Below are 20,833 nucleotides of genomic sequence, written 5' to 3'. Positions count from 1 at the left end.
CCCGCCCCGCCACTCGTGCACCCCTGAGGGAGTCCCGGGGGAGCCCTCACCCCCGGGACGTACTCACCTGCAACTGCTTGATCCCGTTGAGCCAGGCCGAGCGCAGCCGCCGTGGGTCATCGAGCAGCCGCAGATCGGGCAGTACGTCGGCGATGGCGTTGAAGATCAGGTCGATCTCCATCACGGCCAGCGACTTGCCCAGGCAGAAGTGCGGGCCACCGCCCCCGAACCCGAGGTGCGGGTTGGGGTCGCGGGTGATGTCGAAGGCCTCCGGGGCGTCGAACACCTCGGGGTCGTTGTTGGCGGAGGAGTAGAACAGCCCGACCCGCTCGCCCTTCCTGATCCGCTGACCGCCCAGCTCCACGTCCTGGGTGGCGGTCCGCTGGAAGGAGACCACCGGGGTCGCCCAGCGCACGATCTCCTCGGCTGTGGTCTTCGGACGCTCCCTCTTGTAGAGCTCCCACTGCTTGGGGTGGGTGAGGAAGGCGTGCATGCCGTGGCTGATGGCGTTACGGGTGGTCTCGTTGCCCGCCACCGCGAGCAGGATCACGAAGAACCCGAACTCGTCGGAGGACAGGTTCCCCTCGCCCTCCGCCGCGACCAACTGGCTCACGATGTCCTTGGCGGGGCACTCCTTGCGGGCCGCCGCCAGGTTCATCGCGTACGCCACGATCTCCATCGCCGCCTCGGCGCCGACCTCCTCGGTGATCGCGTACTCGGGATCGTCGTACGCGGCCATCTTGTTCGACCAGTCGAAGATCTTGGAACGGTCCTCCTGCGGTACGCCGATGAGTTCGGCGATCGCCTGGAGCGGCAGCTCCACCGCGATGTTCGTGACGAAGTCGAACGAGCCGTCGCCCCCGCCCCCGGCCCCAGCCCCGCCCCCGGCCGCTGCCGCCGCGTGCGCGGTCTCCACGATGGAACGGGCCCGCGCCCGCAGCGCCTGCTCCAGCGAGCGCACCGCACGCGGGGTGAAGCCGCGCTGGACGATCTGGCGGACTCGGGTGTGCTCGGGCGGGTCCATGTTCAGCATGATGAGCTTCTGGACCTCGATCTGGTCGCGGCTGATCGTCTCGTTGAAGCGGATGACAGCGGTGTTGGTGTTCGAGGAGAACAACTCGGGGTGTGTGGAGACGTACTTGACGTCCGCGTGCCGGGTGACGGCCCAGTACCCCTCGTCGCCGAAGCCCGAGATGTTGGCGGGCTGAGTGCACCACCACACCGGGGCGGTCTGCCGCATCAGGGCGAACTCCGGGTGCGGGACCCGGGATTGGAGGAGGTCGGGGTCGGTGAAGTCGAACCCGTCGGGCAGATGGGGGCAGGGCATGGGGCACCTCTCCACTCCGGATCCGGCGGCGGACCGTCCGACGGCCGCCGTCTCCTTGCATTCCTGACGCTCCATCAGAAGCTGCCCGCAAGGTAGTAACGAGTTCTACAAGTCGCAAGGCTCCCGGCCCGATTCGTTCCCCGGCGGCCCCGCGCGCGGGCGGTCACCCCGGTGCGGGGGGCGCGCGTAAGGGGTGTACGCGGTGGCTGCACGCCCCTTGCGCAGTCGGCCCCGCGTCACGAGACTGCTTGCATAACTAGAACGCGTACTAGTTCCTTCCGTGGGCGCCGGGACGCCCCCGACGGAAGGGCGAGGAGAGGACGAGCTCATGGCCGCGGAACCCGTCATCGTCGAAGCCGTACGCACCCCGATCGGCAAGCGCGGAGGCGCGCTCGCCAATCTGCACCCCGCCTATCTGCTGGGCGAGACCTACCGTGAACTGCTCGGCCGCACCGGCATCCAGGCCGACTGCGTCGAGCAGATCGTCGGCGGCACCGTCACCCACGCCGGGGAGCAATCCATGAACCCGGCCCGCAACGCCTGGCTGGCCGTGGGCCTGCCGTACGAGACCGCCGCGACCACCGTGGACTGCCAGTGCGGCTCCTCGCAGCAGGCCTCCCACATGGTCGCCAACATGGTGGCCGCCGGGGTCATCGACGTGGGCATCAGCTGCGGCGTCGAGGCGATGTCCCGGGTGCCGCTGGGCAGCGGCTCCAAACACGGGCCGGGCAAGCCCTGGCCCGACGAGTGGAACGTCGACCTGCCCAACCAGTTCGAGGCCGCCGAGCGCATCGCCCGCAAACGCGGCCTCACCCGCGAGAGGGTCGACGCGCTCGGCCTCCTCTCCCAGCAGCGGGCGGCCGAGGCCTGGGCCGAGGAACGCTTCAAGCGCGAGACGTACGCCGTCCAGGTCCCCACCACCGAGGAGGAGCAGGCGGCCGGGCAGGGCATGTGGCGGCTCGTCGACCGGGACGAGGGGCTGCGGGACACCTCGATGGAGGCGCTCGCCGGGCTGAAGGCGGTCATGCCGAGCGCGGTCCACACGGCAGGCAACTCCTCGCAGATATCGGACGGGGCCGCCGCCATCCTCTGGTCCTCGAAGCGGATGGCCCGCGCCCTCAAGCTCAAGCCCCGGGCCCGGATCGTGGCCCAGGCCCTGGTCGGCTCCGACCCGCACTTCCACCTGGACGGCCCGATCGACGCCACCCGGGCGGTGCTCGGCAAGGCGGGCATGTCGCTGAGGGACATCGACATCGTCGAGATCAACGAGGCGTTCGCGTCGGTGGTGCTGAGCTGGGCCCAGGAGTTCGAGGCGGACCTCGACGGCCTGGAGAAGGTCAACGTCAACGGCGGCGCGATCGCGCTGGGCCACCCGGTCGGCGCGACGGGCGCCCGCCTGATCACCACGGCCCTGCACGAACTGGAACGCCGGGACAAGGAGTTCGCGCTGATCACGATGTGCGCGGGCGGGGCACTGGCCACGGGGACGATCATCCAGCGGCTGTAACGGCCCTGGGCTCTCGGGAGCCCTCGCGTCCTCAGGGGCCGGGTCCCCAGGAGCCCAGGGGGCCGTTCACCCCCCGGGCTTCCCAGGCTTCCCGGGCTTCCCGGGCTTCCCGGGCTTCCCGGGCTTCCCGGGCTCCTCGAACCCCACCCGCGCGTCGAACGCCGCCCGCCGGGTCGCCCGGCGCAGCGCCTTCAGCAGCGTCGGGCCGATCGTCAGCGTCAGCACCACCGTGAGCACCGCCCGCCCCAGGTCCCACCCCAGCGACGTCGCCGCACAGTAGGCGAGGAACCGGACCAGGTTCTCGTGGAGCGGGTCGCCCGCCACGAACGAGATGCCCGAGGCAAGACCCGGGATGATCGTCCACCCGTACAGATTCATGATCGTGCCGTACGCGAACGCCGCCACGGACCCGTAGACCGCGAGCATCGCCAACTCGGCCCGGCCGCGCAGCCGGTCCGGGCCCGGCAGCAGCCCCGCGCCCATCGTGAACCAGCCCATCGCCAGCATCTGGAACGGCATCCACGGCCCCACCCCGCCCGTGAGCAGGGCGGACGCGAACATCGTCACCGAGCCGAGGACGAAGCCGAAACCGGGCCCCAGCACCCGCCCGCTCAGCACCATCAGGAAGAACATCGGCTCCAGGCCCGCCGTGCCCGCCCCCAGCGGGCGCAGCGCCGCCCCGACCGCCGCCAGCACGCCGAGCATGGCGACGGCCTTGGCGTCCATGCCGGACTCCGAGATCGTCGCCACCACCACCGCGACCAGCAGCGGCAGCAGCGCGGCGAACAGCCACGGCGCGTCCTGCGCATGGGCGAGCCCGGAGTCGGCACCGGCCAGCAGCGGCCACCCGAAGGCGACCACCCCGATGGCGCTGACCAGCACCAGCGCGGCCACCGACTTCGGCCCGAGCCGCACGGGCCGGGGGGCCCGTTGCCGTACGCCGCTCACGCGCCCGCCTCCAGCGCGCCGCGTACCTGGGAGACGGTCAGCCACTCCTGCGGGGCCAGGATCTTCGCGGTCTGCGGGGCGAAGGCGGGGGAGGAGACCACCACCCGGCCGGTCGGGCCGTCCGCGACGACCTCCCCGTCGGCGAGGATCACCACCCGGTGGGCCAGCTCCGCCGCCAGCTCCACATCGTGCGTGGCCAGGACGATCGCGTGCCCCTCGGCCGCCAGCGACCGCAGTACGCCGACGAGCCGGCCCTTCGCCGCGTAGTCCAGGCCCCGGGTCGGCTCGTCCAGCAGCAACAGCGGCGGGCGGGCCGTCAGCACCAGCGCGAGGGCCAGCGCGAGCCGCTGCCCCTCGGAGAGGTCACGGGGGTGCGTGGTGTCCTCGACCCCCGGCAGCAGCTCGGAGACCAGCGCCCGGCAGGTGCCCTCCGCCGCGCCCGCGTCCCGGTCGGCGGCGGCGCACTCGGCGGCCACCGTGTCCGCGTACAGCAGATCGCGCGGCTCCTGCGGGACCAGGCCGACCCGGCGGACCATGGCGCGCGGATCGGTACGGGCCGGGGCCAGACCTCCCACGCGTACGGAACCGGACGTGGGCTCGACCATGCCGACGAGGGCGTTGAGCAGCGTGGACTTACCGGCCCCGTTACGGCCCATCAGCGCCACGGTCTCACCGGGCGCCACGGTGAGCGTGACCCGCCGCAGCGCCTCGATCCGCCCGCGCCGCACGCTGAGCGCATCGACCCGGGTGACGGGATCGGCGGCGGGCGCGGGGGCTTCCACGGCCTTCGTACGTCCCAGGAGCCGGGCGATCCGACCGGGGCGCGGCCCGCCCGGCACCGGCGCGACCGGCACACTCCCGGACGGCCCCGGCGGCGCGGGCACTTCGGCGGACGCCAGCCGAGCCCGCAGCTCACCGGCCCCGCGCCGGGCGTCCCGTACGGACAGTGGCAGCGGGTCCCAGCCCGCCAGCAGCCCCAGCTGGGCGACCGGCGGCCGGACCGGCGACACCTTCATGATCTCGGCGGGCGGCCCCAGCACGGGGGCGGCGCCCGGCGCGGGCAGCAGGACGACCTGGTCCGCGTACTGCACGACCCGCTCCAGCCGGTGCTCGGCCATCAGGACGGTCGTCCCGAGGTCGTGCACCAGCCGCTGGAGTACGGCGAGGACCTCCTCGGCCGCCGCCGGGTCCAGCGCGGACGTCGGCTCGTCGAGGACCAGCACCTTGGGGTGCGGGGTCAGCACCGAACCGATCGCCACCCGCTGCTGCTGGCCGCCCGAGAGGGTTGCGATCGGCCGGTCGCGCAGCTCGGCCAGGCCCAGCAGATCGAGCGTCTCCTCCACGCGTCGGCGCATGACGTCCGGGGCCAGGCCCAACGACTCCATGCCGTAAGCGAGTTCGTCCTCGACCGTGTCCGTGACGAAGTGGGCCAAGGGGTCCTGCCCCACCGTGCCCACCAGATCGGCCAGTTCACGCGGCTTGTGGGTGCGGGTGTCCCGCCCGTCCACCATGACCCGGCCGCTCAGCACCCCGCCCGTGAAGTGCGGCACGAGCCCCGACACCGTACCGAGCAACGTCGACTTGCCGACCCCCGACGGGCCGACGAGCAGCACCAACTCCCCTTCCGGGACCGCGAGATCGACGCCGGACAGGGTGGGCCGGTCCGTCCCGTCGTACCGAACGGAGACCTGCTCGAACCTGATCACGCCTGCTCCTTGCTGCGACGGTCATGCTCTTCGAAGCCCCGGTCGTTCTGTGCCGACGGCGGTACGGGGGCGGCGTCCCGGGCCGACGGCGGTACGGGGGCGACCAGCGCGGGCAGCAGCCCCACCAGCACAGCGGCGGCGGGCCACAGTGGCAGCTCGGGCGCGGTCAGCGGTACGACCCCGGGGTGCAGCGCCTCCGGATCGACGGAGCCCGCCCAGATCATCGCGGCCGCCACCACCGCACCCGACCCCGCCACCAGCCACGCCCGCACACCCCACCGGTCCGGGCGGTACCGGGTGCGCACCGAGCGCCGCCCGCCCAGCCGCAGCCCCGCCATCGCCGCGACGAGCCCCGCCAGCAGAACCGGCAGCCCGTACACGGCCCCCTGCGCGGCCAGCAGCCCATAAGTCCCCGCGCACACCCCGAGCAGCCCGCCCAGGGTGAGGACGTTGGTGGTGTGCCGGACGGCGGGCGGGACCTGGGCGGTACGCCCGTAACCGCGCGCGTCCATCGACGCGGCCACCGCCACCGACCGCTCCAACGCCCCTTCCAGCACCGGCAGTCCGATCTGTGCGACGGCCTTCACGCCACCGGTCGGCCGTCCCCGCAGCCGCCGCGCGGTCCGCAGCCGGACCACATCGGCGACCATGTTCGGGGCGAACGTCATCGCGACGACGACGGCGACCCCGGCCTCGTACAGCGCGCCGGGCAGCGACTTCAGCAGCCGGGCCGGGTTGGCGAGCGAGTTCGCCGCGCCGATGCAGATCAGCAGGGCGGCCAGCTTCATCCCGTCGTAGAGCGAGAAGACCAGCTGCTCCGCCGTGACCCGGCCACCGATCCGCACCCCCTGCGCCCAGCCGGGCAGGGGCACTTCGGGGAGCGTGAACACGGTGTGCGAGCCGGGGATCTGCGAGCCGAGGAAGACGGAGAAGAGCAGCCGCAGCGCGATGACGAAGAGCCCGAGCTTGATGAACGCCCCGTAGGAGCGGGCCCAGGGCGCGTCGGTACGCCGGGCGGCCACCACGTACCCGGCCACGCCGACCAGCAGCCCGAGCAGCAGCGGGTTGGTGGTCCGGGAGGCGGCGGTGGCGAGCCCCAGCGCCCAGAGCCACCACGCCCCGGCGGGCAGCGCGTTGGCGCGGCCCGCCTCGGGCGCGTGCAGGGCACGCCGGAGCAGCCGGGCCGTCCCCGGGGAGTGCGTCATCGGCGCCGACGGGCCTGGAACACGGCGGCGACGCCCAGCAGCAGGACGGCCCCGATACCGACGAGGAGCCCGGCGGAGGGACCACCGCCGCTGTCCCCGTCGCTGTCCCCGTCGTCGGCTGCCGGGGCCGAGGAGGCGGCGGGAGCAGAGGGCTTCTCGCTACCGTCCTTCTTGCCGCCGTCCCCGTCCCCGTCCCCGGACACCTGCTCGCCGCAGCCCGTCTTCGGGTAGCCGGAGATCGCGCAGATCATCGCGCTGCTGTCGTACCGCAGCGGCTTCGCCACCGAGGCGAGCGCCTCCGCGCTGCTGGCGTCCGGGGCGACCTGGGCGCAGGCGGTGCGAAGGGCGGGCGGCTTCTCCCCGGCCGGGGCGTCCTCCGGCGTACCGGGGTCGATCACCAGGGCGACCCGCTTGGAGCCGTCCTTCGCCGGGGTGGACGCGCAGATCGCCCCGAAGTCGGGGGCGCGGCGCGGCTGGTCGGCGTCGGTGGAGTCCTCGCTGACGGAGAACCGGAAGCCCTGGACCGTACCGTCGTCGGGGCGCAGGAGGGACGGGCCCTGGGTGGCGTACTCCCAGTTCTTGCCGTTGCCCTCCCAGAAGGACCAGTAGCGATACCCGGCGGCCTCGGCGCCGCCCGCCCCGAGGAGGACCGCGGAGGCGGCGAGGAGGGTGGCGAGGAGAACGCCGATCGACGACCGGAGCGGTGCTCCGGACTGTGTGCTCCGCTCACGACCGGTACGCGCGGTACGCGTGTGCCACTCGTCGGCTGACCCGCTCCGCGCGCTCCGCTCACCGATGGCCCCGGTCCGCATCGTCACGGCTGCTGCTTCTTCCGGCGCATGCTGAGCAGGAAACCGATGCCCGCGCCGAACAGCAGACCGATCCCGACCAGCCACCACAGGCCGAGCCCGCCGTCCTCGCTGCTGGTGCCGCTGGTGGGCTGCGTCCCGGTCGGCGTCGCCGAGGGGGCGGCGGTCGCGGCGGGGGAGGGGCCCATCGCGTTCAGCTGCTTGACGAGGTCGACCCCGCCGAAGCTGCGGGCGTCGGCGTCCGTCGCATGCGCGGCGAAGATCAGCTGCGCGGTGGCGGCGGGCCCGCCCTGCTGTGCCCAGTCCTTGGCGTTCTCCTCCAGCCACTTCACCGAGGCGGTGGCCTTGTCCTTGTGCCCGGAGGCGGCGAGGGAGACGACCGCGTCCGCCGTGTTGCCGAAGTCGGGCTGCGGCGCGCTGTCCTCGGCGCCGGGCATCGGGGGCTGGTTGAGGTAGGGGGAGGCGGCCAGGGTCTCGGCGAGGTAGTGGGCGCCGTTCTGCGCGCTCTCCTCGGGGGTGAGGTCGTCGCCCTTGCGGCAGACGGGGTCCTTCACCGCGTTGGCGTTCCCGACGGCCATACCCTTGCCCATCAGCCCGAGCACGGCGGCGGCCGAGGCGTCGGCGTTGGCGACGAGCTCGCCCTTCTTGCCGGGCTGGTAGGCGAAGGCGCCGCCGTCCTTCTTCCCGCACGGGATGGCCAGGGCCTGGAGCGCGGTGTACGGGGTCTTGCCGTCGGCGGTGGTGAGCTCGCTGATCGGGACGCTCGTACGGGCGAGGGCGCCGATCACGACGGCGGTGGAGTTGGCGTCGCTGGGGCTGCCCGCGTTGTACCCCCAGCCGCCGTCCTCGTTCTGGATGGACTTCAGCCAGTCGGCCCCGTTGTTCGCCGCGTCGCGGTGCTGGTTCAGCTCGACGAGCGCCTGGACGGCGGCGGCGGTGGCGTTGGTGTCCATCACGGTCGACGCGTCGCACGGCTTGGAGGTGTCGCGGTACGAGGCGAACGCACCGCTGTCGCACTGCTGCGCCACCAGCCAGTCCACGGCCTGGGTGGACGGTGTGGCGTACTCGATCTTCTGGGCGAGGAAGGCCAGCGACTGCCGCCAGACCCCGTCGTACGTGGGGTCCGTGGTGCCGTAGAGCCCGGGCGGCAGCTCGGCCGACGGGGAAGGGCTCGGTGCGGCGACCGCGACGGGCGCCACCGCGAGGGGTGCGGCCGCGCCCAGAAGAACGGCGGTGGTCGCGAGCGCGGCTGCGCTGCGGCGTACGGTCATGACGGGGTGGGCCTCTCCTGCGGGGGCCGGTCCTCCCGGGCGGCGTACGAGGCCACCGGGCTCCGGCCCCGTATGCCTCGACGGTGCCGGCCACCGGGGGGTCCGGTGGCCCTGGGGCCTGTGGTCACACTGCCCCTGGCCGCCCACGCTCCGCGGACAGGGCGTTCCGGCTGCCGTCGGGCTCGACGGGTTCACGGCTGGGGTCCGGTGCCGGGTTCGCACCGGCTTCCCCCTGTACGGGCATGATGACGACCTGCCCACTCTACCGGGCCGTAGCCCAGCTCCCGAGGGTGGCAGACCGCCCGCATCGTCCGAAGGGAGCAGTGCCCGGGCTCGTCACACCGGGTACACGCGATGCCGGTGCCTGGGCTCGTCACACCGGGTGCACGCGATACCAATGCCCCGGGCTCGTCACACCGCGATGTACGTCACCGGGTCGCTGCCGCCCACCGCCTCCGCGCGCCCCAGCTTCACCAGCCGCCGCAGATGGGCCTCGGCCTCCGACACGGCGATCGACCGCGAACCGTGCGGGATCTGCTCCCAGGGCCGGTTCCACTCCATCCGCTCGGCGAGCTGCCACGGGGTGAGCGGCGTGGCGAGGAGCGCGAGCAGCCCGGTCAGCCGCTCCTCGTGATGGCCGAGCAGCTCCCGTACGCGCCCGCCCGCATCGGTGAACGCGTGCTGGTGCGCGGGCAGCACCTCCGCCACCCCGAGCCGCCCGATCCGCTCCAGCGAGGCGAGGTAGTCCCCGAGCGGGTCGGTCACCTCGGTCTCGTCGGGGTCCTCGTACAGCCCGATGTGCGGACTGATCCCGGGCAGCAGGTGGTCCCCGGAGAACAGCCGCCCGTGCCCCGGCAGATTCGCCGGATGCCGTTCCTCCAGATGGAGGCAGACATGGCCCGGGGTGTGGCCGGGGGTCCAGACGGCGCGCAGCCGCCGCCCGGCCAGGCCGAGCAGCTCGCCGGGCACGATCTCCCGGTCCGGCAGGGCGGCGCGCAGCCCGGGAAGCGTTCGCAGCCGGCCGCTGCCGCGGGCGGCGAGCAGCGGGGCGAGGTGGTCCTCGGGGGCGCCGACGGCGGCGAGCTTGTGGGTGAGGTAGTCGAGCCAGGTGGAGGGCCCGGCCTCCCGGGTGCGGCGGACGATCGCGGTGTCCGCCTCGTGCATCGCGATCCAGGCCCCGGACGCCTCGCGGACCTGGCCGGAGAGCCCGTGGTGGTCGGGGTGGTGGTGGGTGATGACGATGCCGTGTACGTCGGTGACGGAGGTGCCGAGCGCGGCGAGCCCGGCCACCAGCGTGTCCCAGGAGGCCGGATCGTCCCAGCCGGTGTCGATGAGGACGGGGCCCCGGTCGGTGTCGACGAGGTGGACCAGGGTGTGGCCGAGCGGGTTGTCCGGGATGGGGACCTTGATGCTGTGGACGCCTCCGCCGTGGTCGGTCACCTGCGTCACCTGCGTCATGGGCTTCCCATCTCTGCTCGGCGGCGTGCGCTGTCCCCACTGTAACGAGAACTCGTTCCAGTGGTAGCCCGGGTCTACCAATTCTTCGACGCCTGTCCGGTCCGGGTGCGGTCCGCACCGTGGACTCCTGGAACAGGAACTGGTATCAGTTCTGACGAACAGTCAGTTTCAGTTGGGCGTGCGCGTGCGGGGCCACGGGAGGCAACAGCCATGACGGAACCTACGGAGCTTGTGGAACACGGACACCTGTTCATCGGCGGGGAGTTCACCGATCCGCTCGGCACGGACGTCATCGAGGTGATCTCCCCGCACACCGAACAGGTCATCGGCCGCGTCCCGCACGCCTCCGAGGCCGATGTGGACCGGGCGGTCGCCGCGGCCCGCCGGGCCTTCGACGAAGGCCCCTGGCCCCGTATGTCGCCGGACGAGCGGATCGCGGTGATCACGCGGATCAAGGATGCCTTCGCCGTACGCCACGAGGAGTTCGCCCGCCTGATCAGTGCCCAGAACGGCACCCCGTACAGCGCGAGCGTGATGGTGCAGGCGCTGGCCGCGATGATGGTCTGGGACTCCGCGATCACGGTGGCGCGCACGTTCCCGTACGAGGAGCGGCGCGACGGCGTCCTCGGCCCGCTCCTGGTCCGCCGAGAACCGGTCGGAGTGGTGGCGGCGGTCGTCCCGTGGAACGTCCCCCAGTTCACGGCTGCGGCGAAACTGGCCCCCGCGCTGCTGGCAGGCTGCACGGCGGTCCTGAAGGTCTCCCCGGAAACCCCCTTGGACGCCTACCTTCTGGCGGAGATAGTGAGAGAGGCGGGACTGCCTCCCGGTGTCCTCTCCATCCTCCCGGCGGACCGTGAGGTGAGCGAGTACCTGGTGGCGCACCGGGACATCGACAAGGTCTCCTTCACCGGCTCGGTCGCCGCCGGCCGCCGCGTGATGGAGGTGGCCTCCCGCAACCTGACCCGCGTCACCCTCGAACTGGGCGGCAAGTCGGCGGCGGTGATCCTGCCGGACGCGGACCTGGAGGCGGCGGTCGCGGGCATCGTCCCGTTCGCCTGGATGATCAACGGCCAGGCGTGCGTGGCCCAGACGCGCATCCTGGCCCCCCGCTCCCGCTACGACGAGATAGCGGAAGCGTTCGCCGCCGCCGCAGGGGCCCTCCGCGTGGGCGACCCCCTGGACCCCACCACCGAACTGGGCCCCCTGGTGGCCCGCCGCCAGCAACAACGCTCCCTCGACTACATCCGCCTGGGCCAGGAGGAGGGCGCCAAGATCCTCACGGGCGGCAACGTACCGGCCTCCCAGGAACGCGGCTGGTACGTCGAACCCACCCTCTTCGGCTCGGTCGACAACTCCATGCGCATCGCCCGCGAGGAGATCTTCGGCCCGGTGATCTGCCTGATCCCGTACGGAGACGAGGCCGAGGCCGTCCGCATCGCCGACGACTCCCCGTACGGCCTCAGCGGCAGCGTCTGGACGGCGGACACGGAACGCGGCATCGACATCGCCCGCCGCGTCCGCACGGGCACGTACAGCGTGAACACCTTCAGCCTCGACATGCTCGGCCCGTTCGGCGGCTACAAGAACTCCGGCCTGGGCCGCGAGTTCGGCCCCGAGGGCTACGGCGAGTTCTTCGAGCACAAGATGATCCACCTCCCCGCCGGCTACCGGGAGTCCTGATGGGCGACCGCTGGCACGTGGAGGTCGACCGCTCGGTCTGCATAGGCTCCGGCATGTGCGTGAACCACGCCCCGACCACCTTCCACCTGGACACCGCCCGCCAGTCCCACCCGTCGGAGGAGGACCACGACGCGGCCGAACAGATCCTCACGGCGGCGGAGGGCTGCCCGGTGGAGGCGATCACTCTGACGTTGGCGGGGTCGGGGGAGGTGGTTTTTCCGCCGGAGGAGTAGCGGGAAATCCGGATGCTCCGAGGCGCTGGCCGCCCGTTTCCGATTTCATCCACTTGGGCAGCCCCAACCCCAGCCCCTGGCTGTCAGGCCGCCGCCTCATCACTGCACGGAGGGACCTCCTGCCATCCCTGACGGCTGCTCAGAAGTACTCGCTCGCCAAGTAGTCGAAGTGCTCTGCGTCCGACTCCGGCAGGAGTTCGCGCTACCACCCTGACTTCGCACCGTCATCGTTTCTGGGTTCTGAATCGACCCGGCATCATCGGGAAACCAGCCCGACACGCGCTGCGGTGAGGGAAGCCTGACCTGCGCGAAAGGTGACCGACGTGCCCTCTGATGTGATGGCTACCATCAATATTCCATCGATGTCGCGCCGGATGGACACACTCTTCTGTGCAGGGGAAACCCACCCCCGGGCGGTCATTCCCTGAACCCCGGTAAAAACGATATAGAAGGTGAAGGAATTGTGTTCTGCTCCTTCCCATTCGGGCCTGATGCGCGTAGGCATCTGTGCTGTCCGGAACCCCAGCGTGATGCTGTCCGCTCGCTCGTCTGCCAGCAGATGAAACAGGTCGCTTCGGTCGAGGTCGGGCTCCTCGTCGTACAGCGCGTAGATGGGTTGCGGATCGTCCAGGAATTGTCCCCAATCAGGTGTGTCCATAGAAAGTTCCCTCGTGTGTTCCGGGTAGAGATGAGAATCTGCGTGCATCGAGGGGATGCAAGAAACTGCGCATCCCTTCGTCGGACCCGGATGCGGTGCGGCGAAAGGAGCTGAGGTGGCCGATGATGAGCGAATCGCTGCAGGTGAAAGTGGAATCCAACGCGGTGCCAGGGACCTGTGTGCGGATTCTCCGGTCGTCCAGCCGTGAGAAGTTGATGTCGACTGGGGTAGCTGGAATCCACCCGTCTAAGATCAGATCGTCCACAGCCAAGAATCTCAGATGAAGCTGGAGAGTGTTGTGGCCATACTTCGACCAGTCAGGTGGTGCGTGATCAGGGTAGGAAGGAAGGTCGATCCGCAAGGTCAGCGTAGGGCCTCGCCAATCGAGATGAAGGGATCTCAACCGTACGGATTGCAGAGGTGGAACAGCGGAGTAGAGAGATTTCAGAGGATGCGGGTTGGCCACGAGATCGATCCAGTGATCTGTCATGGTGACGCTGTCCTCTCTCCTGGCGTCAGTCAGGCCGACGGGGAAGCAGGCAGGCCAGGGGTCAGCCGCTGTAAGCCCTGAGCGGTGCGGCCGACCTGGCGGCCTGCTCGATTTTCGCGCAGTAGGCCGCACGGGCTTCCTCGTCGATCGGCTTCTCGTGTTCGGCGCGCAACCCGGTCCGGCCGTCGAGGCCCTCGCGGAGGATATCGGTGTGCCCGGCATGCCGGATGGTCTCGCCGAGGACATGGACCATGATGGCGAACAGGTTCGTGTGGGTATAAGGCTCCGGCCACCACGGCACATGGCCGGGGGCGTCGAGGGAAAGCTCGTTGATCGTCGCGTCCGAGTGTTCCCATGTGCGCCGGTAGAACCCGATGATCTGATCGCAGGTCTCGTCCTCGGCCGCCCACAGATCGCTACCGTCGGAGTCCTGCCACCGGGGCAGCGGCTCCGGGGAAGGGCGGTCGAAGACCTCGCCGAAGTACCTGGCCTCGACGAAGGCCATGTGCTTGACCAGGCCGAGGAGGTTGGTCCCGGTCGCCGTCAGAGGCCGACGGGCGTCGTATTCGGACAGGCCGTCGAGTTTCCAGAGCAGCGCCTCGCGGTCCCGCCGCAGTCTCCCGTGCAGGTTGTCCTTCGCGAATTCATCGATCATGCGGCATGAGCCTGCCATGGGCTGCTCGTGGTCTCAAGATCCCGTACGTGGTCCGCGGCGACCGGCAGAGCCGAGACCTGGCCATCGCCGCCACCGCAGTGCCCTGTCAGCCGCTGTCAGGCCTCCGTCTCGGTCAGGAGTTCCTGGATATTTTCCTGGACGTACGGCGAGGCCGATCAGCCTGCTCAGCTTGTGTGTGCTGAGGCTGTCGACCGGTTTTTTCGCGGGTTGTGCACAGCCTTGACCAATCCGGTCGCATCGGCAGGAGGGGCGGGCCATTTGATGCCTTCCAGCTCTTCGAGAGACTTCCCTAAGCGCGTGGGCAAACTGCCGGGACCGGGTATTTGCTGCTGAGGGCAGGGCGGATGGGGGCGGTCAGGGGGCCGGTTCGGTCACCGAGAGGCTCAGACGACCTTGAGGGTCTCGGGCCAGCCCTTGGCCGAGGACTTGGTGAACAGGCTCTTGATGTGTGCGGGCTTCAGCTTGATGCAGGCCAGGGACTTGTAGTCGTGGTCACCCTCCCAGCGCCACGGGGAGTCCTTGCCCTTCTTGGGGCCCTGCTTGCCGTTCTTCTGCATCTCGCTGTGGATGAAGAGTTCGGTGCGCTTGGTGCCGTTGCTGCACTTCTTGTCCTGCAGCTTGATGACGTAGCCCTTGATGGCGCTCCCGTTGAAGTTCTTCTTGTGGAACTCGATCTTGTACGAGCCGTTGGGCAGCCAACCCGCGTTGGGCTTGCAGGCGTTCGTGGAACCGTTGCCCGAACCGGCCCGCCACGTGGCGACGGCCTTCTTCTTGCCCTTCATCATCAGGTGCAGCCGGGAATTGCTCGGGTTCTTCTTGTTCTTGACGAACTTCAGGTACTGCTGCGGCTTCCCCGCCTTCTTGCCCGCGGTCGCGAACGTCGCCGCGACTTCGGCCGACTGTGCGGTGGCGGGCTGGGCGGTGGCCATCGACATGCCCGTGCTCAGGAGCACCACGGCCAGCGCGGCCGGTGCGAAGCGTGTGCGGAGGGTCTGACTGTTCATGGAGCAGGTCCCCGTTCTTCTCTGGCTGGTGGGTGGCGGAGTCTCGATCCCGTCACCCGCTGGGCCAGACACTGCCCGTACCGCCGCCCCGGCGCCCGCAGAAAGCGGCGGGACGGGCATACGTGGGACGCGACCCGCCCGAACTGCTGCTATTGCCCTGCCTGGTGGGTCGTGATGGGACGCCCCGGACGTGGGACGGGGCGTCCCTCCCGGCCTGCCGGGCACCTTGAGAAGGCCTCAAACGAGGTGAGGCTCCAGGAGGTGCCGACTCGCGCCGCGCGGGTGGCTCGGCTGTGGGAGGGCCACATCCTGGAGGTGCTGCACGGATTGCCGCCGGAGGCTCCCCAGGGGCGGTACCGCGACCGGAGTTCGACCCTGGTTGCCTTCGCCGGCCGAACGCGAGCGGGCCGTGGCGGCCGAGCTGAGGGCGGCGGCTCGTCCTGCTCGACCGCCACGCGATCAGCGCCCGCCGCGGGCTGATCGTTTCCGGCCCCGGTTTGCACCACTGCCGGTCCGGCTCCGCCCCTGCCCCGGAGAGTCCGCTGACTCCTGCATCCGGCGACTGGCTCGCGCCGACCATCTCAAGCCCAGTTTCCCGCACTGCTATCGCTCCGGCCCACCACTGGTGGTTCGCCAAGCCGCTCCTCGAAAATCTCGCCTGGTCGCAGGTCACTCGCCCGAAGCATTCGAACGTGCCCTCGCTGACGCCAACGCCCTGGGCGGCACGAAACAGACCACACCGGCGCCTCCCCAGGAAGAACCCCTTCACCGGGCATCAGAGCCTGACCCACCGCATCGCCCAAGAAGTTCTCAAAGGAACACAAATCCATACGCTCGCGAAGCGCTACCAGCCAGCCAGGAAACCGACAGATCAGCCTTCCGGCGAGACGCCGTGAAGGCGCCCGGTGCACGAGACCGAAGACACTGACTCCTGGTGACGACTCTGCGCTCGCCGGACTTATCGGCGGGAGCCAGGTCAACAGACGCTGAACGATCGGTACGGCACCGAGGGCAGGTAAGTTGCCCACTCCTTCCGGGTCAGTTCACGTCCGGCCTGCCGGCAGACGGCGGCGTACGGGTCCCGGAGGAAGCCGACGTTCAGCAGCTTCACCCCTGAAGCCGTGGCGATCGCTACCGTCCAGGCATCGGAGGCGAATTCGACGTCGCTGACATTGCCCGACACGTTGACGTTCGTGACAAGCCGGTCTCGGTCGAGGTCCCAGATCAGAACGCGAAATGCTCCGCTCGACAGCACGGCGAACCGTCCGTCGGGCGAGAGGCTGACGTCCCCGTAGCTTTCGTTCTTGTCCAGACCGGCGGTCGCGAGGACTTTGTGGCGACCGTTGCGCGTATCCCACACGGAAAGGCTGTCCGCGGCGGCGACCAAAGTGGTTCCGCCATGGTCGAACGCCAGAGAGCTGGGGCGTCCGTGGCTGCCGTGGAGCACCCTCTTGAGGCGTCCCGTCCGGGTGTCCCAGAGGCGCACGGCTCCTGATTCGTCCGCAGTGGCGACCCTGGAACCTTCGGGGCTGAAGCTCACTTCCCAGACGCTGCTGGTGTGGCCGGTGAGCTCGGCATGTATCGCACCGGAGGCGGTATCCCACAGCAGAGCTTTGGTGTCGGGACCGCTTTTGTTGCCGAAGGCTTGTCCCGCGCTGCTGACCAGCATGGTCCCGTCCGGGCTGAACGCGAGGGAGCCGATGGCCCGGGTGTGACCGCGCAGGGTGCGGATGAGCTTGCCTGATGCGAGGTCCCACAGGTCGATCTCTGCGAGTCGTGGGTTGGAGGCTGCGGTTGCCACGGTGGTGCCGTCCGGGCTGAGCGCGACGAGTTCGCCGGGGTGATCGGGATACGCCTTGACGACTTCGGCAGGCCTGCCGGAACCCCCGGGGTTGCTCCAGTGGACCGTTCCCTTGCGGCCCGTGGTGATCAGACCGGACGCGCCGCGAGTGAACTTCACCCCATGTGGTGCGTCAGCCTGCATCAGCGGCACACGGCCTTCAGGCCGTGCGCGGCTGAGATCCCACAGCTGCACGCCTCGGGAGGTTCCCGCTGCCAGGATCGAGCCATGCGGTTGGAAAGTCAGGCCGATCAAACCTACGGTATCGCCTACGTAGAACTTCGCGACCTGCTTCTTTGTTCTGGTGTTCCAGACAGTGAGAAACCCGTCATAGCCGTCGACGGCGATGAGGCTGCCGTCGGAGTTGACCGTGGGATCGCCGTCCACTTCCATACGGGACATCCGGTTGATGTCCAACGGCCCAATGTGGCAGTCAATGCCGGCGCAGACGATCGTCTCGTCGACACTGTCAGGGCTGGACCATATGTGCTGGATTTTGTTTGCGAAATTGACGGATGACTTCAGCTTTCCGTCGGCAACGTCCCAGCGGTGAACGATGCCGTCATCTCCGCCGGCGGTGAGAACGGTGCCGTCCGCCGCGAAGGCTATTTTGCTGGCTGGGCTGTCGAACCTGGCTTTCTCCTTGCCAGTGGCGACGTCCCACACTCGGGCCTTCCGGAAATCGGCGCTGGCAATCATCTCCCCGTCGGGGCTGAACGTGATGGCGGAGCTGTCGGTCACCTGGTCGAGGACGACCTTGACCGTGGCGGTGCTGGTGTCCCATATCTTGATTCCCTGGAGTGAGTTGGCTGCGAACAGAGCCCCGTCGGGACTGAACGTCACAGAGGAGAAGCCGCCCCCGTACGCGGTCTCAGTCAGGTGGGTCGGTTTCCACGTGTCGGTCCGCCACAGCGTCATCGTTCCGTTGACGGCCCTGGATACCAGCTTCGATCCGTCCGGGTGGAACGCCAATCCGTTCACCCGGCTGAACCGGTCATCGGTCAGTCGGCCGACGGAAGGATCCTGAGAGGACATGGCCATGGCAGCGAACGCCTCGTCGGTGTTGCTCCGCTGCCAGGCCGCGGCCGACAGCAGTCGTGCCAGCGTGCCGTTGGTGCCACGCAGGGCGGTGCTGCTGGCGGCTACGTCACGCGACAACAGCACGGCCTCGTTCTGGGAGCGTGCGAGGTCGGCTCGGTCTGCGGTGTCAAGCGCACGGAAGGCCAGCCCAGCGGCGATGACCACGAGCACCGTCAGTCCGCCGAGCAGACCCTTGGCGAGCCTGCGGCGGCGGCGACCACGGCTTTCGTGCTGCCAGGAGGCCTCCATGAACGCGGCGAGCGCGGGCTCCAGCTCTGCTGAGCTGGTCGGCGCCCGGGCGGCACGTTCGCGCATGGCGGTCAGCCGGTTGCCCCGGTAGAGCAGAGATGTGTCGCGGCCGGACCGCCCCCATGCCTTGGCATCGTCGGCGAGTTGCTGCTCAGCATGTAGCCAGTCACGGTCTGCTTCCACCCATCCACGCAGCCGGGGCCAGGCACGCAGAAGCGCCTCGTGGCTGATGCGGGCCGTGCCGTTGTCGAGGGTGAGCAGCCGCGCTTTGACGAACCGCTCGATCGCCAGTTGCGCGACGTGAGGGTCCGGTATGCCGTGCAGTAGCGCGGAGTGTTCGACGGGGCGGGCGGTGTCGCTGCTGTCCTCACCCACACGTACGAGCCTGGGCAGTATGTGCCGCGTGGCTTCCTGTCCGGCGGTGTCCAGCCCTGTGTACACCTGCTCGGCGGTGGTCGCGACCGCTTCCGCGATTCCACCGGCTGAGTGGTAGCCGGTGATGGAGAGCCGCCATCCGGTGCGTCTACGCCACGTCGCCCACATGGCGTGAGACAGCAGCGGCAGCGCTCCGGTTGACGGCTGTCCGTCGACGGTCGAGCCGAGTTCGTACAGGATGACGTCGGCGAGCCCGTTCTCGAGCTTCAATCCGGCTTTGCCCGCCGGTTTCTCGATCGCCTCGCGCAACTCCTCGGCCGTCATCGGTTCGACCAGCATCTGACGGTCACGAAGCGTTTCGAAGAGTTCGGGGTGCTTGGCCGCCTGCTCGTAGAAGTCCGCTCGCAGTGAGAAGACCACCAGTCCCCGGGGCCGGTTGCCTTTCGATTGCCCGGTAAGGGCAGTCAACGCCCGAAGGAACGCTGTGCGTCCCGAGGGGTCCTGGCCCAGCGTGAACAGCTCCTCAAGCTGGTCGACCAAGACGACGAGCCGCTGGTCCGGACGGTCCGCCAGCAGGCTGTCGACCAGTTCGACCACGTGCCCCGGGTCCTCCCGTAGCCGCTCGGCGGCGTCAGCCGTTGGAGCGTTGAGCTGCACGGCCAGGCGGTGCAGCGGGCTCGTGCCAGGGGTGAGACGGACGACAGGCCAGCCCGCCGATCCCGGCACCTCTGGCAGTCCGCCGTTTCGTAATGCGGCCAGCAGCCCGGCGTTGAGCAGCGAGCTCTTGCCCGAGCCTGAAGGGCCGACCAGTATCCATGGACCGGACTGCTCGGGGCTGCCGACGGATGACGCCACCGCGGCGAGAATCCGCTTGGTCATCCGCCCACGCCCGAAGAACAGGTCGGCGTCGTCGATTCCGAACGCCTCAAGCCCCGGGTAGGGGCAACGGCCGGGTGCGGGCTCCGGCTCCTCGGCCGGCTCCGCCTGTGCCGGTATGGCCGGGTTCGGTGCGATGACCAGGTTGCCGGCGCGGTCTCCGGCCTGCCGCCGGGGAAGTGGGCCCTGGCTGTCGCGCATCGCGCGGAACACCCCGTCGTAAACCGTGTCCAGAGTGAGCTGATGGGGGCCGCGCGGGTCGCCGTGCGTGAGCAGTTCGATGAACGCTCCGGTGAACGCGGTGTGTGCGGCGTCCTGCGGTGCGAGCGCCAGCTGCTCCGCGGACCCGATCAGATAGATACCGTTTGCGGGCCCCGTCATGAACGCGGGAACGGACACCCCGGCCTGTAACGAACCCCGGGTGGAGAAACAGCAGTCGAGCACGACCACGATCGACGATGCGCGGCTGACGGCGAGTGCCTGCCGCAGCGACGAGAACGACAGCGCCTGATGCTCAGCCAGGCCGGGAACGAGCTGATCGGTGCCGCTGGCCGCCAGGTACAGCTCACCACCCGGACCGAGCAGACCGTGCCCCACGAAGTAGACCAGCAGCACGGTGCCCGCCGCCTGTGCCTCTTCCGTGACGGCCAGAGCCATGGTCTGTGCGTCTGCCGGGTCGGACAGCACGCGCAGCCGTTCGGGCCGCACCCCGCACCGTTCCAGAAGGACGGTGCGTAAGTCCTCGCAGGTGCGCGCGACGGAAGGCACCGATGGCAGATTGCGGCCGTGATGTGTGGCAGTGGCGATCAGCAGAACCCTGGCGTCGTCACCGGACAGGCCGGTCATCGGTCGTCGGCGGGCGCCTGCCCCTGCTCAAGCATCGCGACGATGTGATCAACCTGCTGTTGAAGGGCGGCGGAGTTGAGATCGGACACGTTCTTGGCGGTCAGTTCCAGCGACCTGCGGTCCGCGAGCGTCACCTTGATGCGCACCTCGCCACGCCGGGTGCGTAGCCAGGCGATCGTGGCGGTGGTGAACGCAGTCGCCGCCCCGGCCGGTCCGAGGGCTACGACGAGTGTGTCCAGCACCGGCCCCAGAGTTCCCGGCTCGGGCGGTCGTTCCGCGAGCCTGATCCGGCCTCGGAACTCCTGGACGTCACCCAACCACTCGTTCAGCGAACGGAGTTCATCGGCGCCGTCCAGGCCGTCGGCGCGCACTTCCACATCCATACGTCCCCCTGCCAGCATACGAACCGCTCGTCCCGACAGCGTACAGATGAACGCCCCCATCAGTTATGCCACTTCGGCTGCTCGCTCGATAGCCTGACGCAGTTTCTTCAGCCGTAGCTGCGGCCACTGACGGACACCGATGAACGAAGGCCAGGCGAAACCCGTCCCCGACTGGGCTGACTGACTGACCGGCCTGGCCCCCTTGCTCACCC

Annotated in this window: 16 protein-coding genes; 3 read left to right on the top strand and 13 right to left on the bottom strand. The window is 69.8% G+C overall.

Annotated elements, in window-relative coordinates; genetic code table 11:
* Positions 1-46 precede the first annotated feature (46 nt).
* Positions 47-1,327, bottom strand: a complete 1,281-nt coding sequence (locus tag ACFW9Z_RS00800) for a cytochrome P450 (protein WP_384632232.1) — start codon at positions 1,325-1,327, stop codon at positions 47-49.
* Positions 1,328-1,655: 328 nt separating this feature from the next.
* Between ACFW9Z_RS00800 and ACFW9Z_RS00795 the strand changes: the two genes are divergently transcribed.
* Positions 1,656-2,834 carry a steroid 3-ketoacyl-CoA thiolase gene (locus ACFW9Z_RS00795; protein WP_384632229.1) on the top strand — a complete coding sequence of 393 codons (1,179 nt, stop codon included), beginning with the start codon at positions 1,656-1,658 and terminating at the stop codon, positions 2,832-2,834.
* Between the two features lie 66 nt (positions 2,835-2,900).
* On the opposite strand, the gene ACFW9Z_RS00790 is transcribed toward ACFW9Z_RS00795, so the two are convergent.
* From ACFW9Z_RS00790 to ACFW9Z_RS00765, 6 genes are all read right to left on the bottom strand, one after another.
* Complete coding sequence (locus ACFW9Z_RS00790) at positions 2,901-3,782, bottom strand: ECF transporter S component (RefSeq protein ID WP_384632226.1); 882 nt, start codon at positions 3,780-3,782, stop codon at positions 2,901-2,903.
* Complete coding sequence (locus ACFW9Z_RS00785) at positions 3,779-5,488, bottom strand: ABC transporter ATP-binding protein (protein ID WP_384632223.1); 1,710 nt, start codon at positions 5,486-5,488, stop codon at positions 3,779-3,781. The genes ACFW9Z_RS00790 and ACFW9Z_RS00785 overlap by 4 nt, the downstream gene beginning before the upstream one ends.
* Positions 5,485-6,693 (bottom strand): energy-coupling factor transporter transmembrane component T, encoded by a 1,209-nt coding sequence (locus ACFW9Z_RS00780; RefSeq protein WP_384632221.1) that lies wholly within the window; start codon positions 6,691-6,693, stop codon positions 5,485-5,487. The genes ACFW9Z_RS00785 and ACFW9Z_RS00780 overlap by 4 nt, the downstream gene beginning before the upstream one ends.
* Positions 6,690-7,511, bottom strand: coding sequence for an SCO2322 family protein (locus ACFW9Z_RS00775; RefSeq protein WP_384632218.1), 822 nt, complete (start codon positions 7,509-7,511; stop codon positions 6,690-6,692). The genes ACFW9Z_RS00780 and ACFW9Z_RS00775 overlap by 4 nt, the downstream gene beginning before the upstream one ends.
* On the bottom strand, positions 7,508-8,773 hold the full coding sequence (locus ACFW9Z_RS00770; RefSeq protein WP_384632215.1) for a prenyltransferase/squalene oxidase repeat-containing protein: 1,266 nt from the start codon (positions 8,771-8,773) through the stop codon (positions 7,508-7,510). Before ACFW9Z_RS00770 ends, ACFW9Z_RS00775 begins: the two co-directional genes overlap by 4 nt.
* 411 nt (positions 8,774-9,184) lie before the next feature.
* Positions 9,185-10,231, bottom strand: coding sequence for an MBL fold metallo-hydrolase (locus ACFW9Z_RS00765; protein WP_384632212.1), 1,047 nt, complete (start codon positions 10,229-10,231; stop codon positions 9,185-9,187).
* 210 nt (positions 10,232-10,441) lie between these two features.
* Here ACFW9Z_RS00765 and ACFW9Z_RS00760 point away from each other — a divergent pair, with 210 nt between their 5' ends.
* Together ACFW9Z_RS00760 and ACFW9Z_RS00755 are read left to right on the top strand one after the other, a co-directional pair.
* Positions 10,442-11,911, top strand: coding sequence for an aldehyde dehydrogenase (locus tag ACFW9Z_RS00760; protein WP_384632209.1), 1,470 nt, complete (start codon positions 10,442-10,444; stop codon positions 11,909-11,911).
* Positions 11,911-12,144, top strand: a complete 234-nt coding sequence (locus ACFW9Z_RS00755; protein WP_384632207.1) for a ferredoxin — start codon at positions 11,911-11,913, stop codon at positions 12,142-12,144. The genes ACFW9Z_RS00760 and ACFW9Z_RS00755 overlap by 1 nt, the downstream gene beginning before the upstream one ends.
* 256 nt (positions 12,145-12,400) lie before the next feature.
* Here ACFW9Z_RS00755 and ACFW9Z_RS00750 read toward each other — a convergent pair whose 3' ends face one another.
* The 6 genes from ACFW9Z_RS00750 to ACFW9Z_RS00725 form a co-directional block, all read right to left on the bottom strand.
* A complete protein-coding gene (locus ACFW9Z_RS00750; protein ID WP_384632204.1) occupies positions 12,401-12,802 on the bottom strand; it encodes an Imm50 family immunity protein in 402 nt (133 codons plus the stop codon).
* Complete coding sequence (locus tag ACFW9Z_RS00745; RefSeq protein ID WP_384632201.1) at positions 12,789-13,292, bottom strand: Imm50 family immunity protein; 504 nt, start codon at positions 13,290-13,292, stop codon at positions 12,789-12,791. The genes ACFW9Z_RS00750 and ACFW9Z_RS00745 overlap by 14 nt, the downstream gene beginning before the upstream one ends.
* Before the next feature lie 61 nt (positions 13,293-13,353).
* Positions 13,354-13,947, bottom strand: coding sequence for a DinB family protein (locus ACFW9Z_RS00740; RefSeq protein WP_384632198.1), 594 nt, complete (start codon positions 13,945-13,947; stop codon positions 13,354-13,356).
* Positions 13,948-14,351: 404 nt separating this feature from the next.
* Entirely contained in the window at positions 14,352-14,972 is a 621-nt protein-coding gene (locus ACFW9Z_RS00735) for a hypothetical protein (RefSeq protein ID WP_384632195.1), read from the bottom strand.
* 976 nt (positions 14,973-15,948) lie between these two features.
* The gene (locus ACFW9Z_RS00730) at positions 15,949-20,238 is read right to left on the bottom strand and encodes a caspase family protein (RefSeq protein ID WP_384632192.1); all 4,290 of its coding nucleotides are present in this window, start codon (positions 20,236-20,238) and stop codon (positions 15,949-15,951) included.
* Positions 20,235-20,621: a hypothetical protein gene (locus ACFW9Z_RS00725; RefSeq protein WP_384632189.1), complete on the bottom strand. Its 387-nt coding sequence runs from the start codon at positions 20,619-20,621 to the stop codon at positions 20,235-20,237. The genes ACFW9Z_RS00730 and ACFW9Z_RS00725 overlap by 4 nt, the downstream gene beginning before the upstream one ends.
* Positions 20,622-20,833: the final 212 nt, after the last annotated feature.

It is taken from the genome of Streptomyces sp. NPDC059452 (assembly GCF_042750035.1).
GTDB lineage: Bacteria > Actinomycetota > Actinomycetes > Streptomycetales > Streptomycetaceae > Streptomyces.
The sequence above is the reverse complement of the archived record's forward strand: the minus strand, read 5'-3'. Positions and strand labels throughout refer to the sequence as shown.

Coding starts and splice junctions, on each gene's coding strand:
- ACFW9Z_RS00800 (WP_384632232.1), bottom strand. CDS start 1,327: ATGCCCTGCCCCCATCTGCCCGACGGGTTCGACTTCACCGACCCCGAC.
- ACFW9Z_RS00795 (WP_384632229.1), top strand. CDS start 1,656: ATGGCCGCGGAACCCGTCATCGTCGAAGCCGTACGCACCCCGATCGGC.
- ACFW9Z_RS00780 (WP_384632221.1), bottom strand. CDS start 6,693: ATGACGCACTCCCCGGGGACGGCCCGGCTGCTCCGGCGTGCCCTGCAC.
- ACFW9Z_RS00770 (WP_384632215.1), bottom strand. CDS start 8,773: ATGACCGTACGCCGCAGCGCAGCCGCGCTCGCGACCACCGCCGTTCTT.
- ACFW9Z_RS00765 (WP_384632212.1), bottom strand. CDS start 10,231: ATGACGCAGGTGACGCAGGTGACCGACCACGGCGGAGGCGTCCACAGC.
- ACFW9Z_RS00760 (WP_384632209.1), top strand. CDS start 10,442: ATGACGGAACCTACGGAGCTTGTGGAACACGGACACCTGTTCATCGGC.
- ACFW9Z_RS00755 (WP_384632207.1), top strand. CDS start 11,911: ATGGGCGACCGCTGGCACGTGGAGGTCGACCGCTCGGTCTGCATAGGC.
- ACFW9Z_RS00750 (WP_384632204.1), bottom strand. CDS start 12,802: ATGGACACACCTGATTGGGGACAATTCCTGGACGATCCGCAACCCATC.
- ACFW9Z_RS00745 (WP_384632201.1), bottom strand. CDS start 13,292: ATGACAGATCACTGGATCGATCTCGTGGCCAACCCGCATCCTCTGAAA.
- ACFW9Z_RS00740 (WP_384632198.1), bottom strand. CDS start 13,947: ATGATCGATGAATTCGCGAAGGACAACCTGCACGGGAGACTGCGGCGG.
- ACFW9Z_RS00735 (WP_384632195.1), bottom strand. CDS start 14,972: ATGAACAGTCAGACCCTCCGCACACGCTTCGCACCGGCCGCGCTGGCC.
- ACFW9Z_RS00730 (WP_384632192.1), bottom strand. CDS start 20,238: ATGACCGGCCTGTCCGGTGACGACGCCAGGGTTCTGCTGATCGCCACT.
- ACFW9Z_RS00725 (WP_384632189.1), bottom strand. CDS start 20,621: ATGGATGTGGAAGTGCGCGCCGACGGCCTGGACGGCGCCGATGAACTC.